The following is a 26,612-nucleotide window of genomic DNA, read 5'->3' as shown; positions in this document are numbered from 1 at the left end:
CTGTACGTAATTTCAAAAGAAATACACAAGACAACGCTTCCAAACGACAGAGGTAAAAACAGAACTTAACCCGACCCTCATATCATCACCTGGATAGTCAAACCACCCAGCAGAGATCAGTAAAACCAATCCCCGGAAACGCCACCAGCGTATCCCTTCCCAGCCTATGCAATTGTCAAAGAGCTAGATCAAAAACAAAGCGGCGGAATTTATCCCGCCGCGAAGGCATCCAATCTAACCGCCCAAGTTCCGAAGATCAAGCCTGCAGACCGCAGCGGTGGACGGGCTTCTATTCCACCCTTCGAAGGCCGTCAACTCGACCAGGCAAAGTTTTTCAAGAAAATTGAATATTTGTTTTAAATGCTTGATTTAATTATATTTTATCTCAACTTCTCAGGCCGAATGGCGCTTCCAGCCTTGATACCATTCGACAAAACGAGGGATCCCCTCATCCAGCCGGGTCGAGGGCACGTAGCCGCAGAGCGCGTTCAGGGCGGAGATATCCGCGCAGGTCTCAACCGGGTCGGCGGCCGGCTTTGGCTGGCTGACCGTGATCGCCTTCCGGCCGAGATGGGTTTCCAGCAGCGCCACCAGGTCACGCACATATTCGGCGCGGTGATTGCCGATATTGAATACGCGGTGGCGCCGCTCATCGCCCGGCGGATGCTCGAATACCCCGATGATGCCGGCGATGATGTCGTCGATATAGGTGAAATCCCGCTTCAGCGCGCCTTCGTCATACAATGTGATCGGACGCCCGGCGGTGATGGCCTCGGCGAAACCGAAATAGGCCATATCCGGCCGCCCCCAGGGCCCATAGACGGTGAAGAAGCGCAAACCGGTCTGCTTCAGCCCGAAGAGATGGGTATAGGAAGCGCTCATCAGCTCATCGGCGCGCTTTGTCGCGGCATAGAGGGAAGAGGGCTGGTCCGCCCGCTCGCGCTCGGAATAGGGCAGGGTGGAGCCGGTTCCATACACTGAGGACGAGCTGGCATAGATGAGATGCTTCACGCTACTTGTCTGCCGGGCCAGCTCCAGGATCGAGAGATGCCCGGTGAGGTTGGCGGACGCATAGGCGAACGGGTTTTCCAGCGAGTAGCGCACCCCGGCCTGGGCGGCGACATGAAAGATCACCTCCACCCCGTCGCCCAGCTTCAGCAGCGCGTCATGGTCCGCGATGTCCAGCTGGTGGAAGCTGAAGCCCTGGCCCAGCCGCGCCAGCCGCGCCTGTTTCAGCCTTATGTCATAATAAGGGTTGAGATCGTCCACCCCGACCACCTCGATGCCGCGGGCCAGCAATTTCTCGCAAATATGGAAGCCGATGAAGCCCGCCGCGCCGGTGACCAGCGCCTTCATTGGCGCACCAGCCGGTCTTCCATCAGGGTGAGGATCGCATGGCCGAGGGCGATGTGACATTCCTGGATGCGCGCCGTCTCGGTATCCGGCACCATGATTGCCAGGTCGCACAAGGGCAGGGCAGGGCCGCCATCGCCGCCGAGCAGGCCAACAGAGACGATGCCCATCTCCTTGGCCTTCTTGAGCGCGCCGAGAACATTCGCGGATTTGCCCGAGGTGGTGATGCCGAACAGCACATCCCCCGCACGGCCCAGCCCTTCCAGCGGGCGGGAAAACATCTCGTCGATGCCGAAATCGTTCACCGCCGCCGTCACCGCCGAGGTATCGAGCGCCAGCGTGATCGCCGGCCAGCTCGCGCGCGGCACCGCGCCGCGCAGGCGGATCACCAGCTCGGTGGCCAAATGCTGGGCATCCGCCGCCGAGCCGCCATTGCCGCAGAAGATCAGCTTGCCGCCTTGGCGCAGCGCCCGCTCGCACACATCCACAATCGCCAGCACCGGCTCGGCCTGCTCGGCCAAGGCCAGTTTCAGCTCGGCACCCCGGCGCAGCATGGCGGCATATCGGGCTTTTTCGTCGGTCTGCATGGGCCAGAGTCACTCCACGATGTCGATGCGAGGTTTATACGCCAGCCCGTAAAAAGCTCACAGCCGCCCGGGGAACCGGGCGGCTGCAGCAAGACGCTTCGATCGCGGCGGAAGATCAGTGCGCGGTCCAGCCGCCATCGATGGAGATCGGCGTGCCGGTAATGGTCGCCGCACCGTCAGAGGCGAGGAACACCGCCAGCGCGCCGATTTCCTCCGGGGTGGAGAATTTCAGCATCGGCTGGGTTTCCTGCAGCATCTTCTTCTTCTCGGTCTCGACATCGGTGCCGGCGTCCTTGGCGCGGTCCTCAAGCTGCTTCTGCACCAGCGGGGTCAGCACCCAGCCCGGGCAGATGGCGTTGACGGTGATGCCGTCATTGGCCGTCTCGATCGCGGCAACCTTGGTGGCGCCGACAACACCATGCTTCGCGGCCACGTAGGCGACCTTGTGCGGGCTGGCGACCAGGCCGTGGGCGGAGGCGATGTTGATGATGCGGCCCCATTTCTTCGCCTTCATCCCCGGGATGGCGGCCTTCATGCCGTAAAACACCGCGGAGAGATTGATGGCGATGATGGCGTCCCATTTCGCCTCGGGGAAATCCTCCACCGGAGCGGTGAACTGGATGCCGGCATTGTTCACCAGAATATCCAGGCTGCCCAGCTCATCCTGGGTTTTCTTGACGATCGCGGCGACCTGGTCCGGCTTGCTCAGATCGGCGCCATCGTACCGGACCTTCACGGAAAATTCTTTTTCCAGATCCTGGCGCAGCTTTTCGATCTCGCCGGCATCGCCGAACCCATTCAGCATGATGTCGGCACCCTCGGCGGCCAGCGCCCGGGCGATGCCGAGGCCGATGCCGCTGGTGGAGCCGGTGACCAGGGCGACTTTATCCTTCAGAGCCATTTTGAGCGTCCTTCCTTACTTTTCCGCCAGATAATCATGCAGCACCTTGCCATAGGGCAAGGTCAAGTCAGCGCAGAGATGAGTGCCATAAAGGATCTTTTTCACCGGAAGATCCGCCAGCCGGCAATTCGCATGCGGCACCAAATGCAGCCGCGCATCGCCGGAATAGGCGAATTTCAGATCGATATCCTCAAGATGATAGCCAACCAGCTGCGCGATCTTGGCGCTGCCATCAACGTCAGGAATCCATTTCAGATTGACATTGAGTTTCTTCATCCCCTCGACCACCTTCGCATGGTCAAGCGGCTTGGTCTTGTATGTCATCGTGCCCAGGGCGACGCGTTCATTGTCATATTTCAGCGTGCCGGTCAGGGTTTCGTGGATCGTCTTCAGCTCGGGGATGCCGTATTTTTTCGGGAATCCCCAGATCTCGCGGCCACCCGTGGTGGGGCTTTCATCGTCGAGATACATCATGACGGAGTAATTGCAGGGAATGCCGTTATAAAGAGCGGCGATGCCGCAACCGCTTTCCTCATAATCGCCAAAGCCGGTGGAATCCGGCATCTTCATCCATTCAAAATAGACGTCGTTGCCATCCGGCACCAAAGGCTCCGGCAGCAGGGCCCGCAACATGTCGGGATCGGTTTCATAATGGATGAGGAGATATTCCCGGTTATAAAACCGGAAGGGCCCTTTGGGATAGCTGGGCGAAGCCAATGGCATCGAGGTAGCTTTGAGAATTTCGTCTCTCGTCATGCAAACCCTCCAAATAAGTCACGTTTATGTAGAACAGCTGCCTGTGATTTCACATGACGTTTCTGTCACCATGTCATCAACGGGATCGTGACATACCAACCTGTCAACGCAAGCGAACAAACACAGAACAAGCGGCTGTCCTCATCGACGCGAGCGAAGCAGACCACGTTCAAGCGCGCCTTACCAGATGGAAATGTCATAGAATTGCAACGCAATGCCCGTCGCCATTGTCACAATGTTCAATTATTGCGAGGCGAGGCTGGGGGTTGCTCTCCCACGCTGACCGAAACGCTGGGCTGACGAGAAGAGCCTGAACAAAAGGAACGCGAACGTGAAGATGATGAACCTCCTCCGCGCCGGCGCCGCCGCGCTGGCCATTACCGCCGCTGTTGGCGCTGTCCAGGCGAAGGCCGACACCACCTCCGTGCCGCTGGTCGAGACGGGCTCCAGCCTGCTCTACCCGCTGTTCAACCTGTGGGTTCCGGCTTACACCGCCAGCCACCCGGGCGCTGACATCACCACCACCTCCACCGGCTCGGGCGCTGGCATCGCGCAGTCCCTCAAGGGCCTGGTGAATATCGGTGCGTCCGATGCCTATCTGTCTGACTCCATGGTCAAGGCGCACTCGAACATGCTGAGCATCCCGCTCGCCATCGCGTCGCAGGCCATCAACTATAACCTGCCCGGCATCACCAATCTGAAGCTGTCCGGCCCGATCCTGGCTGGCATTTACACCGGCAAAATCACCAAGTGGAACGACCCGGCGATCGCCGCCGCGAACCCCGGCGTCACCCTGCCGGACCACGTGATCATCCCCATCCACCGTCTGGACGGTTCGGGCGATACCTTCATCTTCACCCAGTACCTCTCTGACTCCGACGCCAGCTGGGGTTCCACCGTCAAGTTCGGCACCTCCGTGTCCTGGCCGGCGGTCGCCGGTGGCCTGGGCGCCAACGGCAACCCGGGCATGGTTGCCGCCGCCAAGGCGAACCCGTACTCCATCGCCTATATCGGCGTCTCCTTCGCCGACCAGGTTGCGCAGGCCGGCCTCGGCCAGGCCGAACTGCTGAACAAGGCCGGCAACTACGTGCTGCCGACCGAAGCGACCATCTCCGCCGCCGCGGACAGCTTCGCCAACAGCACCCCGGCCGATGAGCGCGTCTCCATGATCTTCGCGCCGGGCGCGCAGGCCTACCCGATCGTGAATTACGAGTATGCGATCATCAACACCCACCAGGCTTCCGGCGCCGTCGCCAAGGCGGTCCGCGAGTTCCTGACCTGGGCGATCACCGATGGCAACAGCATGAGCTTCCTCAAGAAGGTGCACTTCATGCCGCTGCCGCCGGCCGTGGTTGAGCTCTCCAAGGCTCAGATCGCGAAGATCAAGTAATGCCTTTCGCCCCCTTCCGGCTCTGGCCGGGAGGGGGTTTTCGCGTCAAAGGGTGACTCATGAAACTCCGCCCCTTCCGCCTTGCCGTGCTTGGCCTCAGCCTCTTGATTCCCGCCGCGCTCTGCGCGGTCGTTTTGTTTCTGGTGATCTATTCCGGGCAGGCCATTTTCTTCAACGGGCTGCATTTCCTGACCCAGATCAGCTGGAATCTCGGCGATATGTACAGCGATCCGGTCACGGTACGCGGCGTGCAGGTTCCATCCGGCGCCAATTACGGCATTCTGGTCTTTATCGTCGGTACTCTGGCCTCTTCTGCCATCGCCATTCTCATCGCCGTGCCGCTGGCCATGGGTGCCGCGATCTTCCTGGCGGAAGTGGTTTCGCCCAAGATCCGGCCGATCCTCTCCATGCTGGTCGAGCTGATCGCGGTCGTCCCCTCCGTGGTGTTCGGGCTGTGGGGCATCGCGGTGCTGGTGCCGCTCATCGGCCATTATCTGGCGCCGAATGGCAGCGGCTATGGGTTGCTCGCCGCCTCTATCGTACTGGCGCTGATGATCACGCCGATCATCGCCTCCACCCTGCTGGACGCGCTGCTGCAGGTGCCCAAGGAAAACCGTGAATCCGCCTTCGCGCTGGGCGCCACCCATTTCGAGGTGGTGACCAAGGCGATGATGCCGATGGTCCGCACCACGCTGATCGGCGGCATCGTCCTGGCGCTCGGCCGCGCGCTCGGCGAGACGATGGCGGTGCTGATGGTCTCCGGCGGCGGGCTGAACATCCTGCCCACCTCGCTGTTCTCGCCCATCTCCACCATCGCCTCCTTCGTCGCCGGCCAGCTGGACAGCGCGCAGACTGATTCCACCAATATGTCGGTCCGGGCGCTCTCTGAAATCGCCCTGGTGCTGTTCTTCATCACGCTGGGCGTGAATGCCTGCGCCAAACTTCTTTCGACAGGAGCCCTCCGTGTCCGCAAGCGCGCTTAAATCCCCCCGCTCGGCGCACGAGCTGCGCCGGATCATCACCAGCCAGATCGGCTGGGTTCTCTGCGGCATCGGGCTGGTGCTGGTGATCGCGCCGCTGCTCGATATCGTCGGTGTCGTCGCCTGGCGCGGCCTCTCGGCCTTTTCCTGGCATCTCTTCACAGAGAACACCACCGGGCCGAATGGCGGCCTGCTCAATGCCATCGAAGGCACGTTGCTGATCACCCTATTCGCCATGCTCATCGCCATCCCGCTGGGTGTGGGGGCGGGCATCCATCTCTCCGAATATGGCAAGAACCGGCTGGGCAGCGTCATTCGCTTCATGTCGGACACGCTGACCGGCACGCCCTCCATCGTGCTGGGCTATTTCTCCTACATCGTGATGATCATCGGCTTCGGCTGGGGCTTCTCCCTCGCCGCCGCGGCAATCACGCTGGCCATTCTGATCGTGCCTTATCTGGCCCGCATCACCGAGCTTTCGCTGCAGCAGGTGCCCAACACCATGCGCGAGGCCGCCTATGCGCTGGGGGCCAAGGACTCCACCGTGGTGTTCAAGGTGGTGCTGCCGGCGGCGGCCTCGGGCGTCATCACCGCCGCGCTGCTGGCGCTGGCGATCTCGGTCGGCGAGACGGCACCGCTGATCTACACCGCCGGCTGGTCCAACTATGGCTGGAGCGGCCATTTCACCCATTCGCCGGTTGGCTATCTGACCTACGTGATCTGGACCTTCATCGACCAGCCGGACGCAAAATCCCACGCCCTCGCTTTCGCGGCGGCCTTCCTGGTGATGATGGTGGTGCTGGCGATCAATATCGGGGTGCGCCTGACCGTGCGCCGGACCAAATTCAACTGAAACGCTGACACACGGACACAAAAAAGGCCCCTCCCGGCGTACCGGGAGGGGCCTTTTTTATCGGACATTTTACTTGGACGCGGCGGCCAGGCTGGCGGAAATCGCGGCTTCGGCGGCGGCGCGGTCGGCAAAGCCGGTGACCTTCACCCACTTGCCCTTTTCCAGATCCTTATAATGCTCGAAGAAATGCTTGATCACGTCGCGGGTGATGGCGGGCAGATCAGACAGCTCCTTCACATCGGTATAGAGCGGGTGCACCTTGTCATGCGGCACGCAGACGATCTTCTCGTCCTTGCCGGACTCGTCTTCCATCTCCAACATGCCGATGGGGCGGCAGCGGATCACGGCACCCGGCACCACGGCGGTGGGCAGCAGCACCAGCGCGTCGGCCGGGTCGCCGTCATCGGCCAGAGTGCCGGGGATGAAGCCGTAAGCGGCCGGATAGGTCATCGGGGTGAACACCACGCGGTCCACCACCAGGGCGCCGCTCTCCTTGTCCACCTCGTATTTCACGCCGGACCCGGCCGGAATCTCGATCACCACATTGATATCGTGCGGCACATCCTTGCCGGGCGACAGCTTGCTCACATCCATTGCCAGAACTCCCTGATAGAAGGCGGCTGGGATATAGCTTGCTGCGGCGCAACTGGCCAGATTGCGGCATTTCGCAACGCTGCGAGGTTGACGGCGCGGCAACGCCACTTAAAAGCGGCAGCGGATGCGCTGGTAGCTCAATGGTTAGAGCGGACCGCTCATAACGGTTTGGTTGGGGGTTCGAGTCCCTCCCGGCGCACCAATAAATTCAATAACTTGCTTATAATTTTAACCGTGCTACGGTCGCTATCCACGGTCTGGGGGCAACAAATGCCTAAATGCGGCCCCTGTTGAACCGACGTACTGACCAAAAAAGGCATTATGATATCACATAACGCCCAGAAAGGCCTGCTAATTCACCTGCAAAATTAGACATTTCAAGGGCGAGATCGGTCAGCCCCCCTGTAGTTGAAGCAGAACTCACCGGCTCCGATTGATAATGATACTCTCCAGGGACACAAGCAGCAGGAGAGTAGTCTTCACGCTTTATTTGGTCCGTTTTCGGAGACACCAACAATTGCCGGAGATCTTTACTCTGCTTCGTCATGTAACCCTCCTGGGTTAAGCGTGTTGTTAAAATAATGCTTCCTGCGGACCCATTTGAAGCCCTCATGCTTGGTAATTGCGGCACTTTCAACTGGGCCACCCACAGTTGCTGCACCACGTTTAAAACGCGTAAAGGTAGAAGTCGTGTTAACAAGGAATTCCGCCAACTCTATTGCATCTTGAATTGGCATTGGATGCTCGACTAACCCAATATGCATTTTGGCGCGCAAACCAGCTAACACAGTATCCACAGTAGATTCAGGCACTCCCCCCTCTACCAGGGCGTCGCGCAGCTTTAAACTGTGGCCCAAGACTAAACGGCTAAAAACCTCTGGATCCCCGCCACATTGAATTTTAGCGTCACCCTGAGCGATCACTTTTACCGGAGCTGGACTGTCGTTTTCCCGCAGTTCAACTAGCCAACCTTCGCTCAAACCAGCGCCAGATGAGTATCCGACAACAAGAAAGCCCGTGTACATACCCGGTACGGGTCCGGGCAAAGCCTTGTAGGTCTCTTCATATAGAAACTCCCTGGCTTTGATCGCGACCTCTTCGATAGTGTAAGCGTCTGGATTTAAATGCCAATCTGTGTGGCTTTTGTCTTTACCTGAAAAGCGGCGGCGCAAATCTTTTGCCAGGGTGGAGATTGAAGATGTGCCGATACTGCCACTTCCGTAGGTAACAGCACCAATGGGCAAACCCTTTACGAGGTTAAAGATCTTGTTCGCATTATTGTAGACATTGACGATACCATTTGATGCACCCGTGGCGGTGTCGATCAGTGTGGATGCGCTGTCTGATGCTAAAACTACGCCATCATGAACTTGCACTGCGATGGCAATTGTCAAAGCACATACCCATTTCTCAAGCTAAAAGGATCGAATCAGGGCGATTCGTATGACGTCAAGTCAATTCTTCGTCAAAACAAAGGGGAGCCGCATTATCTAGTTTTTCGTTGGATAAGGAAGCGTGTTTTGGGCATTTATTCCCAACAAAAGTCGTCTTAGGCGACTTGTTCAATCAACGGTGCAAACCGCCGCAACCCTACTTTCTCGCCCAGCATGTCGAAAACTCGAATTTCACCCGTCATAACGGTTTGGTTGGGGGGCAATTCCCTCCCGGCGCACCAGACATAAAAAACGGGGCCTCACGGCCCCGTTTTTTATTTAAACTCGCGTCAGCTTAGCTGAGCGCCGCACAGAAACGCTGGATGCGGGTGCAGGCTTCCACCAGCGCCTCGGTGGAGGTGGCGTAGGAAATGCGGAAATGGCCGGGATAGACGAAGGCCGAACCATGCACCGCGGCCACGCCTTCCTCATCCAGCAGGGCGATCACGAAATCCTCGTCGGTTTCGATCTTCTTGCCCTTCGCGGTGGTCTTGCCGATGCAGCCCTGCATGGAAGGGAACACGTAGAACGCGCCTTCCGGCTTCTGGCAGTTCAGGCCCGGCGCCTGGTTCAGCATCTCCACCACCAGATCGCGGCGGGCCTGATAGACCTTCACCATCTCGTGCAGCGCCTCTTCCGGGCCCTCCAGCGCCGCCACGGCAGCCGCCTGGCTGATGGAGGAGGTGTTGGAGGTGGACTGGCTCTGCAGCTTGTCCATCGCCTTGATCAACTGCACCGGCGCACCGCAGAAGCCGATGCGCCAGCCGGTCATCGCGTACGCCTTGGAGCAACCATTCATGGTGATGGTGCGGTCCTTCAGCTTCGGCTCGACCTCGACGATGGTCGCCGGCTTGAAGCCGTCATAGGTCAGCTTCTCATAGATGTCGTCGGTGAACACCCAGATATTCGGATGCTTCAGCAGCACATCGCAGATCGGGCGCAGATCCGCGGCGGAATAGGCGGCACCGGTCGGGTTGCTGGGGGAGTTCAGGAAGACCCATTTGGTCTTCGGCGTGATCGCCGCTTCCAGATCCTCGGCGCGCATCTTGAAGCCGTTATTCGGCGAGCAGGAGACGAACACCGGGCTGCCCTCGGCCAGCTGCACGATATCGGGGTAGGAAACCCAGCACGGGGTCGGGATGATCACCTCATCGCCCGCCTGCACGGTGGCCAGCATGGCGTTGAAGATCACCTGCTTGCCGCCGGTGGAGACGATGATCTCTTCCGGCTTGTAGTCGATGCCGCTATCGCGCTTGAACTTCGCCGCCGCCGCCTTGCGCAGCGCCGGGGTGCCGGCGACATCCGTATAGCGCGTCTCACCCTCGTTGATCGCCTTGATCGCCGCCTGCTTGATATGGTCCGGGGTATCAAAATCCGGCTCACCGGCGGAGAGGCTGATAATGTCCCGGCCCTCCGCCTTCAGCGCGCGCGCCTTGGTGGTGATGGCGATGGTCTGGCTCGGGCTGATGCGGTTCAGCCGGTCGGCGATCAGGGTCATAAGTCTCTATCTCAAAGAAGTTTGAAGCCGGCGAAAGTCCTAAACCTCCACCGCCATCGGCGCAAACCTCTTTTGCCGCAAAACTGCCACGCTTTTTCGCGAAACATTTGTTTATAGGGCGAAATCGTGGACGATCCGGAAGGATCTCGTCACGAGCCTCACCTATCGCGCCAGCCAAGAGACTATGGCGTGTTTCTTTTCAGGAGAACCAAAAATGACCGTCACCAAATTCGCCAAGCTGCTCCCCGCCGTCGGTCTCGCCTGTGCCATGGCGCTGCCCGCGATGGCGCAGACCGCCCCGGCCAATTCCGGCACCATGGCGCCGATGTCTCCCAACAATATGAGCCACTCCGCCTCCCCGATGGCGAAGGCGTCCAAGGAGAAGACCAAGGCCGGCGGCCTGCCGGCTGATGAGAAATTCTCCACCGCCAGCGCCGCCGCCGCGCATTGCCCGAACAGCACAGTGGAATGGACCGCGCTGAGCCACAGCAAGAGCTACCATGCCAGCGCCTCCAAGCTGTATGGCAAGACCAAGCACGGCGCCTATGCCTGCAAGTCCGATCTGGACGCCGCCGGTTTTCACCAGGCCAAGAACTGAGCTAACAAACGGGGCGGCAAACACCGCCCCGTTTTTTTGAAAGGAACTCCCCTTGGCCGAAACCAACTATGTCACCCTCCCTTCCGGCGTGAAGTATGAGGACCATGTCGTCGGTACGGGTGAAACCCCGAAGCAGGGCCAGATGGTGACCGTGCATTACACCGGCTGGCTTGATGAGAACGGCGCCAAGGGCCGCAAGTTCGATTCCTCGCGCGACCGCGGGCAGCCCTTCACCTTCAAGCTGGGTGTCGGCCAGGTGATTTCGGGGTGGGATCTGGGGGTGGCCACCATGCAGGCGGGCGGCCAGCGCACCCTGCTGCTGCCGCCGGAGCACGGCTATGGCCAGCGCGGCGCCGGTTCGGTGATTCCGCCGGGCGCGACCCTGATTTTTGATGTCGAGCTGATCAGCTTCAAATAATCGCTGAAATTGCTCGCCAAAGCATAAATAGAGCGCGTGGGTGTCAACCCATCTCGCTCTATTCGCCCTTTTGATTCAGCGCGCCGGCAACAAAATGGTCGGCGCGCCACGCCGGCGTCGGCCGATACGGCGGCGATCCCTGGCGGCCCGCACCATCGTCTCGAAAGAGAGCCGCACCGCCTCGCTATCGCCGGTGCGCCGCTCCAGAGCCCGCAGGCAGAAATGCACTTTTGCCATGCTCTGATAATAATCAGTGAAGCTGTAATTCAGCAGCCCGCCCGTCACCGCCCCGGCCACGGGTACCACCTGCGCCATCAGCTTTTCAGACAAAATCAGCCCAAACCGCCCGGCCGCGCTGCGGATCAGCAGATTGATCGTGAGATGGCTCACCCCAAGCCGCGCCGCCCAATAGCCGCTCTCCGCCGCTTCCCCCGTCTCGCTCGGGCTCCCGAAAGCGAGAACCTCCAGGCAGGCGCGCCGCGTCTCCTCGGACGCCAGATCCTCTCCAGAATCCCGTGCCACCTCGGCGATGGAACGCAGAATGGTCGCGGTGGTGAAGGGGATATCGACAAACGCGCCCGGTAGCCCGGCAAAGCCTGAGACAACGCCACTCATCGTGGTCGCCGCCCGGTGCAGCCTGTTCTTGCGCGGCGCCTTGGGGCGAATGAAATGCGGCGCGGCATCCAGCCCGAAGGTCGCGTAGCTGTAGCTGCTCCACAGCACGTCTTCCACGGTATCCTGGATTTTGCCGGAAAGCCCGGCCCATGTTTCGCCGCCAAATTTGGCGCCAATCTGCGAAATGGCCGCCTGCACGCCCTCAACCTGCCGGCCGAACAGAGCGGTGAGCCTGACCAGCAGCCCCCTGGAATCAGCCATCAGCACGGCCGCTTCCCAAAGCTGCCAACGCTCGGACTCGGTCAAAAAGCCGGTTTCATCGACCAGGCTCTGGGGCAGGGGGGGTAAAACGATCATGGCCAGACTGAGATGCGCTCAGCCTGGCCATGACTCAAGAGAATTTAAGGAAATTTCACTCCGCGGCGGCGGCGGAAACACCCTTCACAGCCTGCACGATCTCGGCGAAGGACGCCGGATCATCGAACGCAATGGCAGACAGCACCTTGCGGTCCAGCTCCAGCCCAGCCTGCTTCAGGCCGTAGATGAACTGGCTATAGGTCAGCCCATGCTCACGCACGGCAGCGTTGATACGCTGGATCCAGAGCGAGCGGAATTCGCGCTTTTTGACGCGACGGTCACGATACGCATAGCGCAGGGCCTTTTCCAGGCGCTCCATCGCAATGCGATAATTGGTGGAAGACCGGCCAACATAGCCCTTGGAAAGCTCTAGGACCTTCTTGTGGCGGGCGTGGGTGGTCACACCGCGTTTCACACGTGCCATTTTCTATCTCCTCCTTACAGACCGTACGGTGCCCACTGCTTCACGGTCAGGCCGTCAGCGTGGGTCAGGGTCTGGCTGCCGCGGTTCTGGCGCTTGGCCTTCTGAGAACGGGCATAGAGGTTGTGGCGCTTCTTGCCCGGGCCGGCCAGAACCTTGCCCGTGGCGGTGATCTTGAAGCGCTTCTTGACCGCAGATTTGGTCTTCAGCTTCGGCATTTCAGTCTCCTGATCGCATAACCCGCACCTTGCGGCACGGGGTCCCGGAAATCGGGGCGGCGGCCAGGCATGCCTAAAGGCCCGGACACGCACGCTTCAACGCGAGACAAGCCTGAAAAGCCGAGCAGTCGCGCCACTCCGCCTTGGGCCTGCCCACGGTGAAGGCGCGCCTATAGAGCCAGTTGCGCCCCGTGACAAGAGGCGCAAAGCAGCGCAGAGTCGCATAATGCCAGCAAAACCGCCGGATGCCGACAGCCTGTACGAGGCAGCGATGAACCATTTGGCGCGCTACGCGGCCACGGAAGCCGGGTTGGCCCGCGTGCTGTCCCGGCGCATCGACCGCTGGGGGCAAAAACAGGCCCTTGAAGAAGGTGCGGATGCCACCGAAATCGCGCGCCTTTCGCGGCTGGCGAAAGCAGCGATCCCGGGCGTACTGGCGCGGCTCAAGGCGCTGGGCGCGCTGGACGATAGCGCCTTCGCCGCCTCCCGCGCCAGGCGGCTGACCCGTGCCGGCAAATCCAGGCGCGCAACCCTGGCGCATCTTGCCGCCAAAGGGGTGCACCAGCCCGATCTGCCAGACGACCCCGACCGCGAACTCGCCGCCGCCTGCGCCTTTCTGCGCCGCCGCCGCGGCGGCGCCTTCGGTGAGGCACCCAGCGACAAGCTCCTCGCCGCCATGGCCCGTGGCGGCTTCACCCAGGCAACAGCCCGCCAGGCTCTGTCCCTTCCGCGCGAAGAGGCGGAGCAGCTGATCAAATCCTTGGAAAATCTGCCTTAGACAATATATGCACCAGTCTCCGTACCGGCGGCTGACGCATACCCTATCCAGGCAATTTAAGGCCGGCCCAAAGCGGACTCACACGTGGGTCGAACGACGCCGCCCCCCGTGGCGCCAACCTGGATTGCTGGAAAAAATACTCATCCAGCGCATCGGCCAGCTCCAAACCGCCCATCCATACCGGACTCCTCACCCGCGAAAGCGTTGCGGCCACCGATCCCGAACGACCCAAGCCGGGTGGTGACAACGCCTCTTGGATCTCATCCGCGCTCATCAGCATGGCCGCCTCGTCCGGAATCGGCTCAAACCCGTTGCCCGGCGGGCTCTTCATCCCGCTCTCAGGCCCGCTGAAATGCCGCCGCCGCTGCCCGCGCGGCACCGGCGCCATCGGCCGGCCTTGGGCAAAGCGGAGCCCAGCCGCCGATTCCCCATCTCCAAAGGCCGGCCCCACTCCATAAGCCAGGCTGGACATAGGAGGCCAGGCACCAGCCGGACGCCAGATCGCAGGACGCGGCACCGGCCAGGATCGGGCCGACGGCCCCCCAACGCCCCTGCGCAACCAACCCGGCAACGCGCTGCCCCGCCTCTGCATCGCCAGCGCCTGACGCCTTCCAGACATCACCATGCCAGCCATCCCCAACGCCCTCGGCCAGCCGACGGGTGCAGAGGCCCGCACGGCCAGCGTGGCGAAATCCATCTCGCGGCGCCGGTTCGGCCGGCGCACCCGGCCCGCGGCGCGACGCACAGGCGCAAACCCGCCCGGCATTTGCACGCCGACCCGCAGCGCCAGACGATGCAAACGCCCGCCCGCATCCCTGGCCCTGTGGCGGGCGCCACGCAACGCCGCCCTGAACCCCGCCAGCTTGTCGCGCTGCGCCTCTGTCATCCTCACACGCTCCACCCCATCAGCCTCAGAGCGCGAAAACCGCCTTCAGCTCGGCCAGAATGGTCTGCAACAGCCCCAGCCCGGCAACTGCTTTCTGCGCGGTGGCGGAAGGCAAGGCGGCCAGAGCCGGCGCCGCCGCCGAGGCCAAGGCCGTCACCGCATCCTGCGCCGTCGCCAATGCCGAGGCATGGGCAGATTGATCCGCCACCACCGCCTTCACCACCGCACCCGCCGCCGCCGCACCGGCCGCAACTTCATTGCCCACCACACCGCCAATGGCCTCGCCCGCCACGGAAGCCACCGCCAAACCCGCATTGATCTGCGTCGTATCGCTCATCGCCAACTCTCCTGTTTTGAGATTCACTTCAAGATTTCATGCGCCAAAGCGCCAACATCGGATGCCACCGCTGCTACCTTCGTCACATCGCCCGATTGCAGCAGCGTCTTCACATCGCTCACCGCCTGCTCAAGCTGCGCCGTGGTGACACTCGTCTCCGGTTCGACGATTTTCAAAAACCCCACCACCAGCCCCAGAATATCCACAGCCGGGAGCTGCTGATGCAGCACACCCCACTGGATCAACGCCGTGATCGCCGTGCCCAGCCAGATCGCCAGCCCGGTCCGGTTCTGCGGCGATTGCAGAAAATTTTTCACACTCATGCCGATCTCCTTCACACCCCAACAATCCGGGCAAGCTGCAGAATGCGCCTCGCCCAACCCAGGCCGAACACGCTCCAGCCGGGCAATTTCGCGTAATAATCAAGCCGCCTCACCAGCGCCTCGAGCGCCAGGGTGCCGGCATGTCCGGCGGTCAAAACCTGCAGGCTGTGCGGGCCCAGAATGCCATCGCCCGGCACCCCTCCAGCCTGCTGCAAAAAGACGATGGATCGGCGCACCCCCGCATTCACCGCGGCATCGAACGCCACCATCGCCAACGGCAATGCCAAGAGATCACCTTGGATTTTTTCAAAATAATCCCGACGGTAAATCGCCTCGATCTGCGGCTGCGTCAGATGTTCGATATCCAGATCCGGATAGGAGGCGGCACTGATCCCGCATTTCGTCCCGCGCAACACGCCCATGCCCACGGCTCCCCCGGTCCAGTTTCCCGGATCGGCGGCATTCGCGGAATATCCGCCTTCCGCCTGCAAGGTGAAGGCAATACAGCTGGCAAAATTATCCATGAAACAAACTCGTCGCCAAACCACCACAAACCGCGGAGAGCAGGCTGACGATCATCAGACTCAGCCGCCGCTCCACATCCCGCTCGCCGCGAATCCGCGCGAGATCCGCGCGCATATCGCCAAGTCCGCCGACCAATTCGTCGACTTTCGAAAAGATCTTCGCAACCACCAGATCCTCCTGCGCCAGATAACGGACCCGCCAACTCTCCAGCGATTCCGCCTTGGCTTCGAGAATCCGCAGATCCTGCCTCACGGCGCCGATATCATTCCTGATTCCCGCCACATCGGCGCGCAGCGCCGCCACCAAATCCTGATCCATTCCTGATCCTTTTCAGGCCGGCACATCCGACAAGGTGATCGGATATGTCGTCGCCTGCAGCGGCATGTTGATGGCCCAGCCCGACCCCAGATCGTTCGCGATATTCCAGTTTGTCGGCGGCGGACGCAGCGCGCTGTTATCCGTCACCGCATCGCCCCGGCCGATCTGCGTGCTGCCATAAGGGTAGAAAAACAGCACGGCGGCGGAGGGATTGCTGATCGCCTGCGCCAACGTCACCGCAATATGCGTCGCATCCACCCGCGCCGCCGCCACGGCGGTGATGATCGTCCCGGGACTGGCAACGGACCCGCCATCCATCACCGCAAACCCCGCACCATTCAAGGCCTGCAGGGGAACGATCAGATCATCCCCTGAATCATGCGTCACCGTCAGGATCAATTCAGTATTGGAGGCGCGATAGACATGCGAGATCAACGGCCCGCCCTTCGCCGGCAGGCCGGCGGCGGGCAGGGTGCTGGCCGGAATCGAATCACTCCAGCCCGACGCAATCGCCAGCCGCCCCGCCGCATGCGCACCCACCCGCCCATATCGCAGCAGATCCACCTCGTCGCGATGTTCCGGATCGCCACCGCTAAACAGCCCCGTGGTCGCGTCATAGGTGGAATTCAGCGGGTTCGAATCCGCCGTCTGCGCCGCGAAGATGGTGATATTATTCGCGGCCACACTGGCCAGATCCTCGATCGCCTCGCGCACCATCTGCACGCCGTCCGCCGTCTCGTAGGGAATCGCGTTCCAGACCAGCAACGGCAATTGCGCCGCCGTGCGTCCCAGCAAGGCCCGCGTCAGCGCCAGCAGCCGCAGCACGGTGCCTTTATACAGCGCCTTGTTCGCATACGGCATCGTGCTGTCCTGCTCGCTCCAGGGCCAAAGCAGGAAGGTGATGTCCGCCTCGTCAACGCTGGAAACCAACGCCGAACCGCCGGTGAGATAGGCGCTCAGTGCGGCAAAATCCGGCCCACCGCTCCAGGTGGATGGATCCGATCCATCGCCCGGATTGGTCAGGAAGGTGCCACTCCCCGTCCCAGGCGGAAACAGCGGCGGCGAGGAGTTCGAGATCGGATGGCCAGAGATCACCGAATAGCGCGCCGGTGAGAGATAGGTCCCAGAGATTTCCGCCGTATAGGCATAGGAAGCGGCGCCCAGATACCAGGCCACACCTTGCGCCAACGCCAACGGCCCGCCGGCATTGATGAACCAGGCGGCGTTGGACTGGCCCATCACCAGCAGATTAACGCCCCGCCGCGCGCCCAGCACCCAACGCCCCTGGGCGCCAATCAATGTCTGCATATCCGTGCTGGACAAAGCCCGCTCCCAGCACGCCGCCTCATGAAACCAGCATTGCGCGCTGCCCTGGATGGTCGCGTCATGCAGCCACAAAACCTGCGCCTGGGCGCTGGCGGGCAACGGGTTGGCGACGGCGCTGGCCACCTGCACCCCATCCAGCCACACATCCACCCCCACACCAGGCGTGTTACGCAGGATCACCGCATGGGTATGGCGCCGCGCCAGGTTTGCGGTCAGCACCGTCGGGCTCGCCGCCGTCGGAAACAGGGTCAGATTGCTGCCCTCAGCACTATCCGCCTGCAAAATCGTGATTCCCGCGCCACTCAGCGTATGGATCAGCGGGATCGGCGACTGGTCGACATAATATGTCCCCTGCCGCCAGTTCGGCCGCGTCCAGACGAGGTAGCGCGTCCAGGCCTGTCCGGCGCCAAACTCCAGCCCGGGATGCGACAGCCCCCAATCCGGATCCAGGCTCGGCCCGTAATGCACGATGCTGGCATCCGGCGCGCCCACCGCGCCCAGAAACCCGTTCACCCGAGGGGCCGCCAGCGTCGCCACCGGCGCGGTGTCGGCGCTGACATGGTAGGGCGTCAGCGCCTTGCCGGCGCCGGATTTATCCTGAAGGCTGCCAACCACGCTGTTGCTGCCGCCCACCGGATTGCCGCTGCCATCCAACAGGCTGCCCAGCAACCCCGCATCCCACCACCCGGACAAGCCGCTGATCGCGCTGGGGTAGGGGCCGGCAAACAACCCTGTCGGCACCGCCCCGGCGGGCAACGCACCGATCAGCACCCGCTTTCCCGAGCCCGACATCAAAGGCGAGCCAGGCTGGTTGAACAACATCACCATCGGCTCAGCTCACCGTCACGGTAAAGCTGCTCACCGCCGTCGCGGCACCGGCCGTGGTCTGCACCCACACATAATAGGCGCCGGCCGTGGCTGGGCTGGTGTAATAGATGGCCCAAAGCGTATTGGAATCGATCACCGACGCAGCCTGCCAGCCACTTGTCGGCGCCGTGCTGTTCGAGGTGGACAGCGCCACCTGCACCGAGACCGCCTGTGCCGGGGAAATCGCGCCATTCAGCCCGATCGTCCCAGAGCCATGCGTATAGCTGCCGCCCGGATTATTGAACCCGAAACTCACCGCTGCCGACGCCGTCACCGTAATCGCGGAGGACACCGCCGTCAGGCCGCTGCTCGGGTCCTGTGCCCAGGCATAATAGGTGCCCGCGGCACTCGGCGTCAGCGCGCCGGAAATCGCCCCGGCATTGTTCGCCGCCGCCACCCAGCCGCTGGTCGGCACCGTGCTGTTGCTGGTGGTGAGCTGGATATTCACCGCATCCCCAACCGGCGTCACGGCGCCGGACAGGCTGAGCGCGCTCCCCGCCGTCCCGCTGGCCGGCGCTGAAATCGTCAGGCTCGCCTGGGTCACATTCACCGCGCCGGAGACCACCTGAACCGCGATATCGGCGGTCTGCTGCGCCCAGACATAGAAACTCCCCGCCGCGCTCGGCGTCAGGCTGGCGCTCCAGCCAGTGCCGTTGACGGTTGCACTGTTCCAGCTGCCCGGCGCCGTAGTGGCAGAGCTGGACAAGCCAACCTGCACCGCCGTCCCGCCCGGCGAAACCGTGCCGGCAATATTGAGCGCCGCGTTGATCTGGCCGGTCGTTGGCATGGTGGTGAAGGCAATCGTCGGCGCCGCCACGGTAAAGCTGTTGGACACACCAACAACGCTTTGGTTGCCATGGTCGCGCACCTGCACCGTGTAGGTTCCCGCCGCCAGGCCCGGCAGCGTGAAGCTGTAGGCATTGGCCGAAATCACCGGGCTCGGCGCGGCGGTCCAGCTGCTGCCGCCATTCGTCGAATAATCCAGCGCCGTCACGGCATCATTGAAAATCCCGCCGCCGACCACGAAGGCCGTATTCGCGGCCGGCGCGCTGATCGCCCCCACCGTGATGGTCGGCGTGTTGGACACGATGCCGCTCCACCAGACGGTCGAGCCTCCCGAATAGCTGATGCCGACCAGCTGAGTGGAGGCCCCCGGTGGCAACACCGTGCCACCCGTGCCGGACCTGATCCCGGTGCCCATCGTCACCGCGCCGGCGGAGAGATTGATCAGCGTGCAAGCGAACCCAGCCCCGGTATTCGCGAAATTCGCGGTCAGGGTCAGCGGTGCGCTGGCCACCAGCACGCGCTGATTATGCGCGGTCGAATCCAGCACTGTCGCCGTCGTCAGCTCCACCACGCCGGACTGCACGCTGGGCAGCTTGCCCTGCACGTAGGTCCAGATCGAGCCGAAACTCTGCACGCTCAGCGTATTGCTGCCCTGGGCCACCAGCAGCTCATCGCCATCGGTGGCCGGGGCGGCGGCGGGCAGTTCATCCACGGTCTGTCCCGCCAGCAACTGACCATAAGGGATCCAGGCCAGCGCGCCATTCTGCCAGAGCGGCAGATAATCGGCACTGCTCACGCTGCTGGTGGCGGTCCCGACCGCCGGCCCCTGCAGCCCGGCCCCGGCGGCCCCTGTCGGGCCGGTTGGACCGGCCGGGCCAGCCGGGCCGGCAGGCCCCATCGGCCCAACCGGCCCCGCGACGGCGCTCACATTCACGGAAATCACGCCGCCAGCGGTGATGGATACATTCTGTCCGGCACTGAACAGCCCGGTCAGCGCGCTCACCGGCAACAACCCCGGCCCTGCGGCGGTGTTGATCACCAGCTCGTCGGTCAGCGCCAGCGCCGCCTGCACCGGATAGCTTGCATGGTCAGCGCCATTCGCGGCCAGCACGCCCCCGGAGAGGGCCAACCCCGTCCCCACTGCCACCGCTTCCGGCGTGCCCGTGCCCAGACTGACCCGCCCCAGCAACGCCCCGGACGAGACCTCGATCAGCGGCTGCAGGCTCGCCGTCACCTGCGCCACGGTCGCCGAATAAACCGAGCCATTCTGCGAAATCGGCAGCAGATCGCTGGCCCCGACGGTTACCGCCGAGGGGAGTTGCGCAATCGTTGTCATGAAAACGACCTTGTGATTTGGCCCTTATCCAGGCCGTGAAGGCTCAGGCGACAGCGACCCAGTTGCCGCTCCCGGTGCCGGATTGCTTGACCCAGAAGGTGCTGCCGACGCCGCCATTGAGGTTGCGGAAGGTCGAGCCCGCCGGGGCGGACACCACATTCAGTGGCGATCCCCGGCCGATCAGCTCCACCGCCCCGGTCGGTTCGGTATCCGAGATGATCCGCACCATGCCGCTCCCGGCCGGATGCAGGGAAACATCCCCGGCGCGGGATTTCAGCGCGACGCTGCCATCGCCGTTCGGCGAGACATAATCACTCTGGCTGAACCGCGCCGCCCGCCACCCGCCGGCCCCCATGCCGACCCAATCGACACTCGCCCCCGCCGGCACGGTCATCGTCGTCCCCGTCCAGTTGTTCAAAGGCGGGCTGCCGCCGGGCGCAAAACTCACCGCCGCCAGGCAATCCACGGTCAGCTCGCGGTCCTGCCAGCTCGGCAACCCCACCTGCACACTCACCGTCGCCCCGGAGCCGTCGCCGGAAATCGTGGCGGTGGTGCCGCTGCCATAGCCGCTGCCGAAGGCCGACATCTGAATGCCGATCACCTTGCCGCCGCTCAGCCAGACACGCGCCGCCGCCCCGGTGCCAGTGCCCGAAATCGTCACCGTCGCGGTCGTGTACCCCGCTCCCGGCGCGGTGACTTTTATGAACGTCACCGTCCCCGCCGCCAGCGCGCCCTGCGCGGTCAGGATCTGCGCCACAGGCGCGCTGGCCTGGGAGATGCTCACCGCATCCGCCAGATCCGGCACGGTCAGCGTATAAACCCCATTCACGCTCGCCGGATTCACTGCCCAGCGCGTGGTGAAATTCACCACATTGCGGCGCAGGATGATCGAATCCGTATAAGCCGACAGCGCCGTGGCCAGATTGCCGCCGGCATTGACCATGATGACATTGTCCTCGACCCGGGTATTCTGCGCCGCATCCCGGATCAAAATCCCCGTGACGCTGCCACTGTAATTGATCCAGTTTCCGCAGATCGACAGCCCCGTGCAGGCGAGGCCGAAATTATCCCCCGAACCGTCGGCTTCGACATTCTGCACGGCGATGCCCGCGCCGGTGCAGTCCTGAATGAAATTCGACCGCGCGGTACAATATTGCCCGCCGCCGATATTCAACCCCATCCAGGCGCCATTGATGTAGTTGCTGTCGACCTCGGTATAGATCGACCCGCCGCAATCGATCCCGAAGGCGGTGGCGCCGGTGATCATATTGCCCGAGATTTTACAGTACCCGGTATCGCAGAGAATCCCCGCCCCGAACCCAACCGCCGTACTGTTATTGGCGCACAAATTGCCCGAGACGAGAATATTCCGGCCGGAGACATAGATGCCGTAGATGCCGTTCTCATAACAATTATTGCCGGCGACCACCGCGCCCAGAATGTCAGGATTGGCATTGCCGTACAGGAAAGGCTGGGTAAACACATTATTGGCGACAAAATTACCCACCAGGATGCCAACGGCATTGTCCCAGCAGCTATTGCCGACGATCTGCAGGGCGCGAACCTTTAATACAAACGCCGGATCATGGCTGTCCGCATAGATCCCGTTACTTTTATTGCCATATGCGCGCGAATTGGTAACGCTGATGCCATCGGTCGCGAAAATCATCAGCCCGTTATTGGCATTGCCGGTGAACTCGCAATCATCGACATGATGCCCCACCAGCGTCGGATCACTGGCCAGATAGGTAAGGCCGTTGCCGTTATTCGGCCCCTGCGCATTCTGAAAACTGCAGCGCGTGATCAATGAGCGCGTGCAGCCAGGCTGCACCGCCACCGCGAGCGTATCGGCGGTGATCGACGCATTCGCATCGAACACCACGCCATCGGCATAGAAATTCGTCGCCGCGATATTCAGCCAGGTCGCCGTACTGGCACTTCCGGTCCTGGATTGCGCGGGCCGCTTCAGAATCGAAACCCCCGCGGTGCCCACCAGGCAGCATGTGGTGCCGGTAATGTCGGTCTCCCCGGCGATCGCGTAGGTTTTCGCCCCCAGCCGCACCGGATGGCCGCTGGCAATCGCCGCCAGCAGCGCCGCGCTATCGTCGGTCACCCCGTCGCCCACCGCGCCATAATCCTCGATCGACACGGCATTGCCGGCCAGCGCCGCGATGGTCCGCGCCACGCTGCCCCCGGCCGCCGTCGCCGTCAGCCCGCCCGCCGGCAGGCCGGATACATTCGCCATGCCGGCCAGAAAATTGGCGTAGGACACCGCCTGGTTGGCACCCGCCTGTCCCAGCGCCACCAGATCGCTGGCCCCCGGCACTGTTCCCGTGGGCAAACCGGCAATCACGAAGGGCGCCGCCGTGGCCGACAAGGTGCTGCCCGAAAGCGCCAGATTGGCGCCGATAGTGATGGGCTGCGGCGCCGCCGTTCCCGGCCCCACCCCGCCCAGCAGCGTATTCTGCGGCAGGCTCAACGCCGCCTGCGTCCCTGCCAGCATCTGCGCGCGCGTCGCCGACAAGGTCTGGTTATTCTGGAAGATCGCAACCTGCGCGCTGTCGGAAACCGACGCCGCAAGCGGCAACTGGCCAATCGTGGTCATAGGCTGTCCTCTCTCAGAGGGTGGTGAGCGGGGTGCCGGTCGGGTCGGTCAGCGGCTGGCCGCCGGCCGTTGTCAGCGCATCCGCCGGTGCGGGAATGTTGGCCAGCGCCACCACCGGCAAAGCCAGGCTGCGCGCCAGGCTGCGCCCGCCCGTGGTGCCGGCCGTCACCGTCACCGTATAAACCGTCCCCGCCACGCCGCCGCTGAGCCACAATACGACGCGCGGCCCATCCGCCGCCGCCGAAACCAGCGTCAAATCCCCTGGATTTTGCGGGCTCACCGTCACGCTCAGCGTGCTGATCGAATCGCCCGGATTGCCGCTCAGGGCCGGCGCCAGATCGAACACATAATCCAGCGTGTCGCCCGGGTCTTTCTGCGGCCACACCAAAGGCTGCGGTGGCGGAATTTGCGGGCCGCGCGGTGTGGCGACAAACCCGTCAATCTGCAGATAGCGCGCATTGGAGGGCCGCCAGAGCTGCGTTGCCTGTGTGCTCATCTCCAGCTCCTCAATATTCCACGATCACGATGCCGGCACCGCCGCCGCCGCCCGGCGAACCCACCGGGCTACCGCCGGCCGAACAGCCGCCGCCGCCACCGCCGCCGCCATAGCCCGGCGCCGCGACACCGGAGAGCGGCCCGCTGGCGCCGCGCCCATTGCCGGGACCGCCGCCATCGCCACCGCGGCAGGCAACGACGATGGAATCCGTTCCCACCGCGCCCGCCATATTCACCTGCCCGCCAAAGCCCTGCCCGCCGGCGCCGCCGGCATTGGCGAAATTCGTCGCGGTGCCGCCATTGCCGCCGGTGCCGCCGCCCGCGGTGATGAAGCCGCCGAAATTCGAGGCGCCGCCGCTGCCGCCATTGCCATACGCGCCCGGCGCAGCGCCCCCGGCCCCGACCGTCACCAGAATCGCCTGGCCCGGAATCAGCCCGGAAATGATCCCGGTGACATGGGCCCCGGCGCCACCGCCGCCGCTGGGCATGGTGCTGTGATAGCCGCCCGCCCCACCGCCGCCGATCGCCGTCACCTTCACCACGCTCACCCCGTTCGGCACCACAAACGTGCCAGACCCGGTAAAGACCTGCTGGTTGGCAAAGCCCGGCCGCAGCGCCGGCAATTTGTAGGACAGAAACGGCGCCTGCGGCAGCAGCGCGATGCTCGCCGCCGTCACCGCCGTCTGCCCGTAATTCACCGTCACCACATAAAGCCCCACCCAGCCGGCATCCACCGCCGGCGTGGTCTGCGTGCCGGACGAGGCCGCCGCCCCGGGCTTCACCTGCAGCTGCACGCGCTGCACCCGCATCGTGTTCTGCGCGGTGCCGGAATTGGCCGGGCCGGAATAAGGCTGGGTCGGGTTGGCGGCGTTGACATAGGGCAGCACCATCGGATCGGCATCGCTCTCCGCGAACGCCGCCTCGATCAGATAATTGATCGACTGCCCGGAAGCCGTCGGCGCCGCCAGGGGGAAACTCGTCGCCTGCAGATTGATCCCGGTTTTGACGATCTGATCGGTCAGATCCGCCGCCAGGGACCCGTAAGACGTGGCATCCACGCTGGAGAGCTGGGTAATGCTGCCCGCCCCCACCACCACCGCGAGCGAGGCCGGGACGGTCGGCGTGCAAGCCAGCCCATCCACCACCGTGCCGGTACCCAGCGTCGCGGCACTCAGCGCCGCCAGCCCCACCATGGCATTGCGATTGGTCGAGAGAATATCACTATCGAGCGGAATGCTGCCGGGATAGACGATGTTGCGATCCATGAATGAGCCTTCAGTTGGTAAGCCGCGTCCAGGCGATGCTGGATGTCGGAATGAAGCCGGCGATCGTCTGATAAATCTCCGCATCGCTGACATTGCCGGCCAGCTCAGCCGCGGAACTATACGCCATCGGCGCCACGCCATAGCCGCCGGGGCCGATGCCGTAACCGCCGGCATGGTTGGCCGGCAGGGTATTCGGCCGGTAGGCGGTCAACAGAAACTGGTAGGGCATCGCCAGGCTGCCATAGCCGCCCGCGCTGTTATATCCGGCATTGAGATTATAGCCGCCCGTGTCACTTGGGTTGCGCGGTTCAAAAATCACCGGCGTGCGCCCGGTCAGCACCGTCAACGCCGTGCTCAACGCCGCCCTGGTCGCGCGCGGCGCCAGCAGTGCGGCGCGCAGCCGGGTGCTGAACGCCGCATCCGCCTCGCCTGGCCGGCGCGGCAGGGCCGCGCCCAGATAATCCTGCCCCGCGATGTCCAGAAACACCCCGCTGGCTGTGGCGATGCGCAACTGCGCCCGCGCCTGCTGCAAAAGCGCGTAGATATTCGCCCAGCCTTGCCCCAGCCCGTTCAACAGCGCGGCGAGATTGGGCGCCTCATCGGCAAACCAGCCGGTCGGCAGCAGCTGCGCGAGACGGGCGGCCATATCGGACACATCGCCGATCATGTCAGGCCACCGCAATCACGCCGGCGCGCACCGCGCCGAACCTGCCGGGCACCAGATCAGCGGTGCCGCCATTCAGCAGCAATCCGGAAATATTGTTGATGGCGCTGGAAGCATCGTAAACCAGCTGCGCCAGCCTTGTGTAGCTCAAGGTGCCGCCCACCGGCAGCGCCGCGATATAACCAGCCAGCGCCGCCGCCACGGCGGCCACCGCCACCGGATGGTCGGCCAGGCTGTCCGTGGTCAAGGTCAAAGAAATATCGGCCCGCGTCACCACCGGCCCCTGCACGGCGAAGCTCGTTCCAACCGGGCGCACCTGCTCCACCGCCTGCTGCACCGTCGCCAGCAGGCTGGCCGGCGGCGCGCCGGTGCCATCATCCACCGTCACCACGAAAAACCCCATCTGGGGCGCGCCGGTCTGGTCGAGATTTTCCGCAATCGCGTAGCTCAACCCCTGCATGATGCCGGCAATGGCGCTTGCGATCGAAACCGTCGTCGCCTTCGACAATCCCGCCAGATACATGCCGAAGCGCTGCTTGAACGCGGCATCGCTTTCGGCATCCAGCCCGCCGGTCAAGGCATTCGGATTGCTCACGACATCCACCCCGGCAATCGCCGCGCTCAACAGCGAGATCGCCCCGGCCTGCACATTTCCAGCCTGCCCGGCCATGGCGGCCACCACCGTCACGCTCACCGCGGCGATATTCGCCGCCAGCACATAGCCGCCGAGCGTGGCGCTGTAGGCCGGATTGCCGCTGTCCGCGACAACAATAAAACTCTGCTGATTATTCGCCGTGCCGAAACTCGCCCCCACCGGGATCAAGGCCTGCAGGCTGGGCGTAAATCGCGACACCATCACAACCCCGCTGGCCGCCGTCGCCGGCAGCCGCGTAAACCCGAAATCCGCGCCGAAGCTGTCGCAATCCGCACCGGCACTGGTCGCCAACCGGGTCGCGCTCAACGTCTGCACGATCAGCCATTGCATCCACAGCGCCAGCGCCGCATTGGCCTCCAAAATCGCCCGCAGCACGGAACCGACCGTCAGATCCAGCAAATTCGCCGCGGCCCCCTGAACAGACGCCGCCATCCCCTCCACCAGCGTGGAGAAATTCTGCAACGATAATCGCAT

29 protein-coding genes and 1 tRNA gene are annotated in these 26,612 nt (G+C 63.1%); 7 read left to right on the top strand and 23 right to left on the bottom strand.

What is annotated here, in order from left to right; all coding sequences use genetic code 11:
• Positions 1–393: 393 nt before the first annotated feature.
• The 4 genes from ACZ46S_RS12840 to ACZ46S_RS12825 form a co-directional block, all read right to left on the bottom strand.
• Positions 394–1,356 (bottom strand): NAD-dependent epimerase/dehydratase family protein, encoded by a 963-nt coding sequence (locus tag ACZ46S_RS12840; protein WP_464062029.1) that lies wholly within the window; start codon positions 1,354–1,356, stop codon positions 394–396.
• A complete protein-coding gene (locus ACZ46S_RS12835) occupies positions 1,353–1,940 on the bottom strand; it encodes a D-sedoheptulose-7-phosphate isomerase (RefSeq protein WP_464062028.1) in 588 nt (195 codons plus the stop codon). Before ACZ46S_RS12835 ends, ACZ46S_RS12840 begins: the two co-directional genes overlap by 4 nt.
• Before the next feature lie 115 nt (positions 1,941–2,055).
• Entirely contained in the window at positions 2,056–2,841 is a 786-nt protein-coding gene (locus tag ACZ46S_RS12830; protein WP_464062027.1) for a 3-hydroxybutyrate dehydrogenase, read from the bottom strand.
• A gap of 15 nt (positions 2,842–2,856) precedes the next feature.
• The gene (locus ACZ46S_RS12825; protein ID WP_464062026.1) at positions 2,857–3,597 is read right to left on the bottom strand and encodes an acetoacetate decarboxylase; all 741 of its coding nucleotides are present in this window, start codon (positions 3,595–3,597) and stop codon (positions 2,857–2,859) included.
• A 337-nt stretch (positions 3,598–3,934) separates the two neighbouring features.
• On the opposite strand from ACZ46S_RS12825, the gene pstS reads away from it, so the two are divergent.
• The 3 genes from pstS to pstA are packed head-to-tail and all read left to right on the top strand — an operon-like array spanning position 3,935 to position 6,820.
• Positions 3,935–4,987 carry a phosphate ABC transporter substrate-binding protein PstS gene (pstS, locus tag ACZ46S_RS12820; RefSeq protein WP_008494697.1) on the top strand — a complete coding sequence of 351 codons (1,053 nt, stop codon included), beginning with the start codon at positions 3,935–3,937 and terminating at the stop codon, positions 4,985–4,987.
• Positions 4,988–5,046: 59 nt separating this feature from the next.
• The gene (pstC, locus tag ACZ46S_RS12815) at positions 5,047–5,970 is read left to right on the top strand and encodes a phosphate ABC transporter permease subunit PstC (protein WP_295745747.1); all 924 of its coding nucleotides are present in this window, start codon (positions 5,047–5,049) and stop codon (positions 5,968–5,970) included.
• On the top strand, positions 5,951–6,820 hold the full coding sequence (gene pstA / locus ACZ46S_RS12810; protein WP_464062025.1) for a phosphate ABC transporter permease PstA: 870 nt from the start codon (positions 5,951–5,953) through the stop codon (positions 6,818–6,820). Before pstC ends, pstA begins: the two co-directional genes overlap by 20 nt.
• Before the next feature lie 69 nt (positions 6,821–6,889).
• Here the strand turns inward: pstA and ppa are convergent, their stop codons facing one another.
• The gene (gene ppa / locus ACZ46S_RS12805; RefSeq protein WP_026438894.1) at positions 6,890–7,414 is read right to left on the bottom strand and encodes an inorganic diphosphatase; all 525 of its coding nucleotides are present in this window, start codon (positions 7,412–7,414) and stop codon (positions 6,890–6,892) included.
• Positions 7,415–7,540: 126 nt separating this feature from the next.
• Here ppa and ACZ46S_RS12800 point away from each other — a divergent pair.
• Positions 7,541–7,616 (top strand) — tRNA-Ile (locus ACZ46S_RS12800).
• A gap of 117 nt (positions 7,617–7,733) precedes the next feature.
• Here ACZ46S_RS12800 and ACZ46S_RS12795 read toward each other — a convergent pair.
• The 3 genes from ACZ46S_RS12795 to ACZ46S_RS12785 all read right to left on the bottom strand — a co-directional run bounded on the left by ACZ46S_RS12795 (position 7,734) and on the right by ACZ46S_RS12785 (position 10,345).
• Entirely contained in the window at positions 7,734–7,961 is a 228-nt protein-coding gene (locus ACZ46S_RS12795) for a hypothetical protein (RefSeq protein ID WP_464062024.1), read from the bottom strand.
• The gene (locus ACZ46S_RS12790; protein WP_464062023.1) at positions 7,945–8,808 is read right to left on the bottom strand and encodes a hypothetical protein; all 864 of its coding nucleotides are present in this window, start codon (positions 8,806–8,808) and stop codon (positions 7,945–7,947) included. The genes ACZ46S_RS12795 and ACZ46S_RS12790 overlap by 17 nt, the downstream gene beginning before the upstream one ends.
• Positions 8,809–9,142: 334 nt before the next feature.
• Positions 9,143–10,345 carry a pyridoxal phosphate-dependent aminotransferase gene (locus ACZ46S_RS12785; RefSeq protein ID WP_464062022.1) on the bottom strand — a complete coding sequence of 401 codons (1,203 nt, stop codon included), beginning with the start codon at positions 10,343–10,345 and terminating at the stop codon, positions 9,143–9,145.
• A 214-nt stretch (positions 10,346–10,559) separates the two neighbouring features.
• On the opposite strand from ACZ46S_RS12785, the gene ACZ46S_RS12780 reads away from it, so the two are divergent.
• Together ACZ46S_RS12780 and ACZ46S_RS12775 are read left to right on the top strand one after the other, a co-directional pair.
• Positions 10,560–10,943 carry a hypothetical protein gene (locus ACZ46S_RS12780; RefSeq protein ID WP_295744138.1) on the top strand — a complete coding sequence of 128 codons (384 nt, stop codon included), beginning with the start codon at positions 10,560–10,562 and terminating at the stop codon, positions 10,941–10,943.
• Between the two features lie 52 nt (positions 10,944–10,995).
• Positions 10,996–11,361 carry an FKBP-type peptidyl-prolyl cis-trans isomerase gene (locus ACZ46S_RS12775; protein WP_035178977.1) on the top strand — a complete coding sequence of 122 codons (366 nt, stop codon included), beginning with the start codon at positions 10,996–10,998 and terminating at the stop codon, positions 11,359–11,361.
• A 75-nt stretch (positions 11,362–11,436) separates the two neighbouring features.
• Here the strand turns inward: ACZ46S_RS12775 and ACZ46S_RS12770 are convergent, their stop codons facing one another.
• Genes ACZ46S_RS12770 through rpmI form a run of 3 tightly spaced genes read right to left on the bottom strand, consistent with a single transcriptional unit; the run spans position 11,437 to position 12,972 of the window.
• Positions 11,437–12,333 (bottom strand): EcsC family protein, encoded by an 897-nt coding sequence (locus ACZ46S_RS12770; protein WP_464062021.1) that lies wholly within the window; start codon positions 12,331–12,333, stop codon positions 11,437–11,439.
• A gap of 55 nt (positions 12,334–12,388) precedes the next feature.
• Positions 12,389–12,757 (bottom strand): 50S ribosomal protein L20, encoded by a 369-nt coding sequence (gene rplT / locus ACZ46S_RS12765; protein WP_008494706.1) that lies wholly within the window; start codon positions 12,755–12,757, stop codon positions 12,389–12,391.
• Positions 12,758–12,771: 14 nt separating this feature from the next.
• Positions 12,772–12,972: a 50S ribosomal protein L35 gene (rpmI, locus tag ACZ46S_RS12760; protein WP_008494707.1), complete on the bottom strand. Its 201-nt coding sequence runs from the start codon at positions 12,970–12,972 to the stop codon at positions 12,772–12,774.
• Positions 12,973–13,198: 226 nt separating this feature from the next.
• On the opposite strand from rpmI, the gene ACZ46S_RS12755 reads away from it, so the two are divergent.
• Positions 13,199–13,750, top strand: coding sequence for a regulatory protein RecX (locus tag ACZ46S_RS12755; RefSeq protein WP_464062020.1), 552 nt, complete (start codon positions 13,199–13,201; stop codon positions 13,748–13,750).
• Positions 13,751–13,793: 43 nt separating this feature from the next.
• On the opposite strand, the gene ACZ46S_RS12750 is transcribed toward ACZ46S_RS12755, so the two are convergent.
• Genes ACZ46S_RS12750 through ACZ46S_RS12695 form a run of 12 tightly spaced genes read right to left on the bottom strand, consistent with a single transcriptional unit; the run spans position 13,794 to position 26,612 of the window.
• Positions 13,794–14,636: a hypothetical protein gene (locus ACZ46S_RS12750; RefSeq protein ID WP_464062019.1), complete on the bottom strand. Its 843-nt coding sequence runs from the start codon at positions 14,634–14,636 to the stop codon at positions 13,794–13,796.
• Between the two features lie 25 nt (positions 14,637–14,661).
• On the bottom strand, positions 14,662–14,973 hold the full coding sequence (locus tag ACZ46S_RS12745) for a hypothetical protein (RefSeq protein ID WP_464062018.1): 312 nt from the start codon (positions 14,971–14,973) through the stop codon (positions 14,662–14,664).
• A 23-nt stretch (positions 14,974–14,996) separates the two neighbouring features.
• The gene (locus ACZ46S_RS12740) at positions 14,997–15,296 is read right to left on the bottom strand and encodes a hypothetical protein (protein ID WP_295744160.1); all 300 of its coding nucleotides are present in this window, start codon (positions 15,294–15,296) and stop codon (positions 14,997–14,999) included.
• Between the two features lie 11 nt (positions 15,297–15,307).
• Positions 15,308–15,820, bottom strand: coding sequence for a glycoside hydrolase family 108 protein (locus tag ACZ46S_RS12735; protein ID WP_464062017.1), 513 nt, complete (start codon positions 15,818–15,820; stop codon positions 15,308–15,310).
• Complete coding sequence (locus ACZ46S_RS12730; protein WP_464062016.1) at positions 15,813–16,139, bottom strand: hypothetical protein; 327 nt, start codon at positions 16,137–16,139, stop codon at positions 15,813–15,815. Before ACZ46S_RS12730 ends, ACZ46S_RS12735 begins: the two co-directional genes overlap by 8 nt.
• Positions 16,140–16,151: 12 nt before the next feature.
• Entirely contained in the window at positions 16,152–18,293 is a 2,142-nt protein-coding gene (locus tag ACZ46S_RS12725) for a hypothetical protein (protein WP_464062015.1), read from the bottom strand.
• A 4-nt stretch (positions 18,294–18,297) separates the two neighbouring features.
• Positions 18,298–20,454, bottom strand: a complete 2,157-nt coding sequence (locus ACZ46S_RS12720) for a beta strand repeat-containing protein (RefSeq protein WP_464062014.1) — start codon at positions 20,452–20,454, stop codon at positions 18,298–18,300.
• A 43-nt stretch (positions 20,455–20,497) separates the two neighbouring features.
• On the bottom strand, positions 20,498–23,059 hold the full coding sequence (locus ACZ46S_RS12715) for a right-handed parallel beta-helix repeat-containing protein (RefSeq protein WP_464062013.1): 2,562 nt from the start codon (positions 23,057–23,059) through the stop codon (positions 20,498–20,500).
• A gap of 13 nt (positions 23,060–23,072) precedes the next feature.
• Complete coding sequence (locus ACZ46S_RS12710; protein WP_295744178.1) at positions 23,073–23,555, bottom strand: phage fiber-tail adaptor protein; 483 nt, start codon at positions 23,553–23,555, stop codon at positions 23,073–23,075.
• Between the two features lie 10 nt (positions 23,556–23,565).
• The gene (locus ACZ46S_RS12705) at positions 23,566–24,819 is read right to left on the bottom strand and encodes a glycine-rich domain-containing protein (RefSeq protein ID WP_464062012.1); all 1,254 of its coding nucleotides are present in this window, start codon (positions 24,817–24,819) and stop codon (positions 23,566–23,568) included.
• A 10-nt stretch (positions 24,820–24,829) separates the two neighbouring features.
• Positions 24,830–25,486: a hypothetical protein gene (locus ACZ46S_RS12700; protein WP_464062011.1), complete on the bottom strand. Its 657-nt coding sequence runs from the start codon at positions 25,484–25,486 to the stop codon at positions 24,830–24,832.
• 1 nt (position 25,487) lies between these two features.
• Positions 25,488–26,612, bottom strand: coding sequence for a baseplate J/gp47 family protein (locus tag ACZ46S_RS12695; RefSeq protein ID WP_464062010.1), 1,125 nt, complete (start codon positions 26,610–26,612; stop codon positions 25,488–25,490).

This window comes from Acidocella aluminiidurans (assembly GCF_055383125.1).
Note: the sequence above shows the minus strand (reverse complement) of the source record. Positions and strands in the feature narration are given on the sequence as shown.

Bases quoted from the DNA above. Each gene is read 5' to 3' on its own strand.
- ACZ46S_RS12735 (WP_464062017.1), bottom strand. From the start codon at position 15,820: ATGGATAATTTTGCCAGCTGTATTGCCTTCACCTTGCAGGCGGAAGGC.
- ACZ46S_RS12755 (WP_464062020.1), top strand. From the start codon at position 13,199: ATGCCAGCAAAACCGCCGGATGCCGACAGCCTGTACGAGGCAGCGATG.
- ACZ46S_RS12750 (WP_464062019.1), bottom strand. From the start codon at position 14,636: ATGACAGAGGCGCAGCGCGACAAGCTGGCGGGGTTCAGGGCGGCGTTG.
- ACZ46S_RS12695 (WP_464062010.1), bottom strand. From the start codon at position 26,612: ATGCGATTATCGTTGCAGAATTTCTCCACGCTGGTGGAGGGGATGGCG.
- ACZ46S_RS12780 (WP_295744138.1), top strand. From the start codon at position 10,560: ATGACCGTCACCAAATTCGCCAAGCTGCTCCCCGCCGTCGGTCTCGCC.
- ACZ46S_RS12725 (WP_464062015.1), bottom strand. From the start codon at position 18,293: ATGGTGATGTTGTTCAACCAGCCTGGCTCGCCTTTGATGTCGGGCTCG.
- ACZ46S_RS12825 (WP_464062026.1), bottom strand. From the start codon at position 3,597: ATGACGAGAGACGAAATTCTCAAAGCTACCTCGATGCCATTGGCTTCG.
- ACZ46S_RS12770 (WP_464062021.1), bottom strand. From the start codon at position 12,333: ATGATCGTTTTACCCCCCCTGCCCCAGAGCCTGGTCGATGAAACCGGC.
- rpmI (WP_008494707.1), bottom strand. From the start codon at position 12,972: ATGCCGAAGCTGAAGACCAAATCTGCGGTCAAGAAGCGCTTCAAGATC.
- ACZ46S_RS12740 (WP_295744160.1), bottom strand. From the start codon at position 15,296: ATGAGTGTGAAAAATTTTCTGCAATCGCCGCAGAACCGGACCGGGCTG.
- ACZ46S_RS12830 (WP_464062027.1), bottom strand. From the start codon at position 2,841: ATGGCTCTGAAGGATAAAGTCGCCCTGGTCACCGGCTCCACCAGCGGC.
- ACZ46S_RS12720 (WP_464062014.1), bottom strand. From the start codon at position 20,454: ATGACAACGATTGCGCAACTCCCCTCGGCGGTAACCGTCGGGGCCAGC.
- ACZ46S_RS12745 (WP_464062018.1), bottom strand. From the start codon at position 14,973: ATGAGCGATACGACGCAGATCAATGCGGGTTTGGCGGTGGCTTCCGTG.
- pstS (WP_008494697.1), top strand. From the start codon at position 3,935: ATGATGAACCTCCTCCGCGCCGGCGCCGCCGCGCTGGCCATTACCGCC.
- ACZ46S_RS12840 (WP_464062029.1), bottom strand. From the start codon at position 1,356: ATGAAGGCGCTGGTCACCGGCGCGGCGGGCTTCATCGGCTTCCATATT.
- ACZ46S_RS12835 (WP_464062028.1), bottom strand. From the start codon at position 1,940: ATGCAGACCGACGAAAAAGCCCGATATGCCGCCATGCTGCGCCGGGGT.
- ACZ46S_RS12715 (WP_464062013.1), bottom strand. From the start codon at position 23,059: ATGACCACGATTGGCCAGTTGCCGCTTGCGGCGTCGGTTTCCGACAGC.
- ACZ46S_RS12785 (WP_464062022.1), bottom strand. From the start codon at position 10,345: ATGACCCTGATCGCCGACCGGCTGAACCGCATCAGCCCGAGCCAGACC.
- ACZ46S_RS12710 (WP_295744178.1), bottom strand. From the start codon at position 23,555: ATGAGCACACAGGCAACGCAGCTCTGGCGGCCCTCCAATGCGCGCTAT.
- rplT (WP_008494706.1), bottom strand. From the start codon at position 12,757: ATGGCACGTGTGAAACGCGGTGTGACCACCCACGCCCGCCACAAGAAG.
- ACZ46S_RS12795 (WP_464062024.1), bottom strand. From the start codon at position 7,961: ATGACGAAGCAGAGTAAAGATCTCCGGCAATTGTTGGTGTCTCCGAAA.
- ACZ46S_RS12700 (WP_464062011.1), bottom strand. From the start codon at position 25,486: ATGATCGGCGATGTGTCCGATATGGCCGCCCGTCTCGCGCAGCTGCTG.
- ppa (WP_026438894.1), bottom strand. From the start codon at position 7,414: ATGGATGTGAGCAAGCTGTCGCCCGGCAAGGATGTGCCGCACGATATC.
- pstC (WP_295745747.1), top strand. From the start codon at position 5,047: ATGAAACTCCGCCCCTTCCGCCTTGCCGTGCTTGGCCTCAGCCTCTTG.
- ACZ46S_RS12730 (WP_464062016.1), bottom strand. From the start codon at position 16,139: ATGGATCAGGATTTGGTGGCGGCGCTGCGCGCCGATGTGGCGGGAATC.
- ACZ46S_RS12705 (WP_464062012.1), bottom strand. From the start codon at position 24,819: ATGGATCGCAACATCGTCTATCCCGGCAGCATTCCGCTCGATAGTGAT.